The following is a 3,217-nucleotide window of genomic DNA, read 5'->3' as shown; positions in this document are numbered from 1 at the left end:
CCAAAAACCATGAAACGAAGCATACAAGGGGAGATTCATGAGTCGCTGACGCGACTCTCACATTAACGCGGCTGGCCGCTGCAACTCTCAGGAACTGCATGCACGCCACACGGTGGGCGGCCCTGCTCCAGGTGGCGGCACGCGGCTGATGTCTTGCGGGCGCCTCAGCTACCCATACCACGGCGATGGCTTGCTCGGCTGTCGGGCATTTTCTCATCCTCATCGTCGTCTTCCTCGCTCTGCAGATCCAGGGCCTCCTGCAGGTCGTCGAGATCCTTTCGATTCTGCCGCAGAAAGAAGACCATCCCCCACACCAACGCTGCGGCGATGACCGCGAGCAACGTAAAGGTACCCCAGTCGAGACTGGCCAGCAATCCGGAATCCATCGATTTCTCCTCTCTACGACTGTAACCATTATCCTTCTTGCCGCCAATCAGCGCAGCATCTTCGGCCTGGATATGGCAAACGACAGAGAAATCAATTATCCTCGACCCTCCAGAACATAATTAAAGATGGAGTTTGAAGGATGACCAACAAAGGGCAACTCTTACAAGACCCGTTTCTCAACACCCTGCGGCGTGAACGGGTGCCAGTTTCGATCTACCTGGTTAACGGTATCAAGCTGCAGGGTCAGGTCGATTCGTTCGACCAGTATGTCGTCCTGCTCAAGAACTCGGTGACCCAGATGGTCTACAAACACGCGATCTCGACGGTCGTTCCGTCACACCCGGTCACCATCCATCAGGATACCGACAACGAGGCATGATGCACTCCGCACTGTCCCGGACCGGCTCGCCGCTGCGGCGGACAGCCGCATCAAGACCCTTCTTCTGCCACCCACTGACGGTTGCGGCTTGCAGCAGGCTCTCCTAGATCTTCGACATGATTGAGCGCGCGGCCGCCGAAGAACGAGCGGTCATCGTCCAGCTCGACTTCGGCCGTGAGGATCTTGCCGAGCAGCTTGCGGAAGTCCGGTTGCTGACCCGGTCGGCCGGTGCGGCGGTCTGTTCCGTCGTGCAGGGGCGTCGCCACAGCCCGGATGCGGCGACCTATGCCGGCAAGGGCAAGGTCGAAGAAGTGGCTGCCGAGGTCGCCGCGCATGCGGCCGATCTGGTCATCTTCAATCACGAACTCAGCGCCGGCCAGGAACGTAACCTGGAGCGCACGCTGCAGTGTCGCGTCATCGACCGGACCAGTCTGATCCTCGACATCTTCGCGCAGCGGGCGCAAAGTTCGGAGGGCAAACTGCAGGTCGAACTGGCACAGCTTGAACACCTGGCAACACGACTGGTGCGTGGCTGGACCCACCTGGAACGGCAAAAAGGGGGAATCGGTCTGCGTGGCCCGGGAGAAACGCAGCTCGAAACCGACCGTCGCCTGCTCGGTATCCGCGTCAAGCTGCTCAGGGAACGCCTGGCCAGACTCGAACGCCAGCGTGGCGTGCAACGCAAGGCGCGTGGCCGGGGCGAGTTGCTGAACGTATCGCTGGTGGGTTACACCAATGCCGGCAAGTCTACATTGTTCAATGCACTGACGCATGCCGGCGTCTTTGCTGCCGACCAGCTGTTTGCCACCCTGGATACGACGACGCGTAAACTGTGGCTGGCCGAGGCCGGTCATATCGTGCTTTCCGATACCGTTGGCTTCATCCGCGATTTGCCGCATTCGCTGGTGGCCGCTTTCCATGCCACGCTCGAAGCGACGGCCGAAGCGGACCTGCTGTTGCATGTCGTCGATTCGGCGAGTCCGGCGCGCGACGACCAGATCGCCGACGTCAACAAAGTACTGGCCGAGATCGGCGCTGCCGATGTGCCGCAACTGACGGTGCAGAACAAGCTCGATCTGACCGGGCTGCCGCCGGCGGTCGAGCGTGATGAGTATGGTAGAATCTGGCGCGTTCGCCTTAGTGCTGTCTCCGGCGATGGTTTACCCCTGCTGCGCGAAGCGCTCGCCGAACTGGCCTTGGCGAAAACGAGGGACTTGCAGGAATTACGGGACAGTAGCGCACGGACAGCCGGCGCTGCTGCTGCGCAGGATGTCGATAGGATTCTCGATTCAGATGGTTCCCCATGATCTATAGCCTTGGAGTACTTATGTCGCTCAATGACCCACAGTGGGGCAATCGCGGCAACGATGGTGGCGGTGACAAGCGGCCCAATCAGGGTCCGCCCGACCTCGAACAGTTATGGCGCGACCTCAATCGCAAGCTGTCGGGGATTTTCGACAAGCGGCGTGGTGGCGGCAATCAAGGCGGTGATCGCGGCGACCTTCGTCCGCCGATCCAGTTCAACAACAGGTTCCTCGGCGGCGGCATCGGCCTGCTCCTGGCGCTGGTCGTGGTGGTCTGGCTGGCCAGCGGTTTCTACATTGTCGACGCCTCGCAAAGAGGCGTCGTGCTCGAGTTTGGCCGCTACAAGGAGAGTACCGACCCAGGTCTGCGCTGGCGACTGCCCTATCCGATCCAGGCGCATGAACTGGTCAACATCTCCGGCGTGCGCACCATCGAGATCGGTTATCGCGGCAGCGAAAAAAACAAGGTGCTCAAGGAAGCACTGATGCTGACTGACGACGAGAACATCATCAACATCCAGTTCGCCGTGCAATGGTTTCTGAACGACCCCGTCGAATACGTCTTCAACAACCGGCATCCGGACGACGCGGTGATGCAGGTCGCAGAGACGGCAATTCGCGAAATCGTCGGCAAGAACAAGATGGACTTCGTCCTCTACGAGGGTCGCGAGCAGGTCGCGGTCAATGCTGCAAAGCTGATGCAGGAGATTCTCGACCGTTACAAGACCGGCATTCTGATTTCCAAAGTCACGATGCAGAACGCACAGCCGCCGGAGCAGGTGCAGGCGGCATTCGATGATGCGGTCAAGGCTTCGCAGGATCGTGAGCGCCAGAAGAACGAAGGCCAGGCCTATGCCAATGACGTCATCCCGAAAGCCCGCGGAACATCCGCGCGCCTGCTCGAGGAAGCGGAGGGTTACAAGAAACGCGTCATCGCCACGGCCGAGGGCGATGGCAGCCGTTTCCGGCAGATCTACACGGAATACGCCAAGGCGCCGGAAGTGACGCGCAGTCGCATGTATCTCGATACCATGCAGCAGGTCTATGCCAGCACCAGCAAGGTGCTGATCGACGCCAAGGGACAGGGGAACCTTCTTTACCTGCCGCTCGACAAGCTGCTGCAGGCAGCCGGAGCCGCGGCCGCGGA

The 3,217-nt window shown here is 60.3% G+C and carries 4 protein-coding genes; 3 read left to right on the top strand and 1 reads right to left on the bottom strand.

What is annotated here, in order from left to right; translation table 11 throughout:
- Positions 1-164: 164 nt before the first annotated feature.
- On the bottom strand, positions 165-386 hold the full coding sequence (locus CAPSK01_RS11185) for a hypothetical protein (RefSeq protein WP_034926331.1): 222 nt from the start codon (positions 384-386) through the stop codon (positions 165-167).
- A gap of 140 nt (positions 387-526) precedes the next feature.
- Here CAPSK01_RS11185 and hfq point away from each other — a divergent pair, with 140 nt between their 5' ends.
- The 3 genes from hfq to hflK form a co-directional block, all read left to right on the top strand.
- A complete protein-coding gene (gene hfq, locus CAPSK01_RS11180; RefSeq protein WP_034926329.1) occupies positions 527-766 on the top strand; it encodes an RNA chaperone Hfq in 240 nt (79 codons plus the stop codon).
- Positions 767-882: 116 nt separating this feature from the next.
- Complete coding sequence (gene hflX, locus CAPSK01_RS11175) at positions 883-2,073, top strand: GTPase HflX (protein WP_034926326.1); 1,191 nt, start codon at positions 883-885, stop codon at positions 2,071-2,073.
- A gap of 20 nt (positions 2,074-2,093) precedes the next feature.
- Positions 2,094-3,217: FtsH protease activity modulator HflK (gene hflK / locus CAPSK01_RS11170; protein WP_273703528.1), on the top strand; the 1,124-nt coding region annotated here is incomplete at its 3' end.

Source organism: Candidatus Accumulibacter vicinus (assembly GCF_000584955.1).
GTDB classification, from domain to species: Bacteria; Pseudomonadota; Gammaproteobacteria; order Burkholderiales; family Rhodocyclaceae; genus Accumulibacter; species Accumulibacter vicinus.
This window is presented reverse-complemented; position numbering and strand designations above follow the sequence as displayed.

Coding starts and splice junctions, on each gene's coding strand:
- CAPSK01_RS11185 (WP_034926331.1), bottom strand. CDS start 386: ATGGATTCCGGATTGCTGGCCAGTCTCGACTGGGGTACCTTTACGTTG.
- hfq (WP_034926329.1), top strand. CDS start 527: ATGACCAACAAAGGGCAACTCTTACAAGACCCGTTTCTCAACACCCTG.
- hflX (WP_034926326.1), top strand. CDS start 883: ATGATTGAGCGCGCGGCCGCCGAAGAACGAGCGGTCATCGTCCAGCTC.